The sequence below is a fragment of the Finegoldia magna genome, from assembly GCF_018371055.1.
Classification (GTDB): Bacteria; Bacillota; Clostridia; order Tissierellales; family Peptoniphilaceae; genus Finegoldia; species Finegoldia magna_I.
Window position 1 is genome coordinate 1 of sequence record NZ_JAGYZD010000345.1, and the last position, 1,254, is coordinate 1,254.

A 1,254-nucleotide genomic window follows, 5' to 3' on the forward strand; every position below is an offset into this window, starting at 1 on the left:
AGCTAAAGTTTTGTATTCATATATGCTTAATCGAATGGGTCTTTCATATAAAAATGGCTGGATAGATGAAGATGGAAAAGTCTTTATTTACTACACAATGGATGCTATTAAAGAGCAATTTAACTGTGCTAATGATAAAGCCTTAAAGATTATAAATGAGCTTGATATAAAATCAGGAATTGGATTGATAGAAAAGAAAAGACAAGGACTTGGAAAACCAAATAGGATATATGTTAAAGATTTTATGAGTGTTTTCTCCGATTCAAATAATAGAAATCCAGATTTCCGAAAAGCAGAAGTCCAGACTTCCGATAATCGGAATTCAAGAACTCCTAATAACAGACTTCAAGATTTCCGAAAATCGGAAGGTAACTATAACAATATTAGTAATAATGAGTTAAGAAAGAATGATTTTAGTAAGGGACAAAAGCCTTATGGAATATATAAAAACATATTTTTGACTGATGAAGAATACAAGGACTTAACAAATGAGTTAGGAAGCAGAATTAGTGAATACATTGATAGGCTCTCGTCATATATGAAAGCAAATAACAGAGATTATCAGGATCACAAGGCAACGATAATCAATTGGTATCTTAATGATCAGGCAAAAAACATTAATGGCAATTCAACAAGAAAGATGAATTACGATATAGGAGAGAGTTTATGAAAAGCTTAAAAGATTTTGTATTAAGAGAAAATGATATTGAAAGAAATGGACATATATATTGCAAGGTATGTGGTAAAAGAGTCGATGGAGAATTACTTGACCTTGGATTTACAAAGTTTATTCCAAGAATTAAATGTGAATGTGAAATAAAAAGAGATAAGGAAAATGAAGAAAGAGAAATATTAACGAGAATATCATCGCTGAAAAGAAATTGCTTCTCATCGTCACTTCAACACCAATACACTTTTGAGAGATTCTTAAATGAAAAGGGACAAGCCTATAAGGTTGCATATAATTATGCCAAAAGCTTTGAACAAATGAAGGAAGACAATGTTGGACTTTTATTTTATGGAGATGTTGGCAGTGGAAAGACTTATCTTGCTTGTTCTATTGCAAATGAATTAATTGAAAGAGAACAAGTTAAAGCTAAGATTATGAATTTATCTCAGGTTATAAATCAAATACAAAAATCTGCATTTAAGGTTGATTCAAATGAAATTATAGATAACCTATCAAACATTCCGTTGTTAATTTTAGATGATCTTGGAATTGAAAGGGATACATCTTATGCAAGAGAACAAGTA

The 1,254-nt window shown here is 30.2% G+C and carries 2 protein-coding genes; both read left to right on the plus strand.

All coding sequences use genetic code 11. From position 1 onward, the window contains the following. On the plus strand, positions 1 to 670 hold a 670-nt coding region (locus KHW44_RS09750; protein WP_304068934.1), incomplete at its 5' end, for a replication initiator protein A. After that, positions 667 to 1,254, plus strand: a 588-nt coding sequence (locus KHW44_RS09755) for a DnaA/Hda family protein (protein ID WP_304068936.1), incomplete at its 3' end; no start/stop codon positions are given. The genes KHW44_RS09750 and KHW44_RS09755, both read left to right, overlap by 4 nt.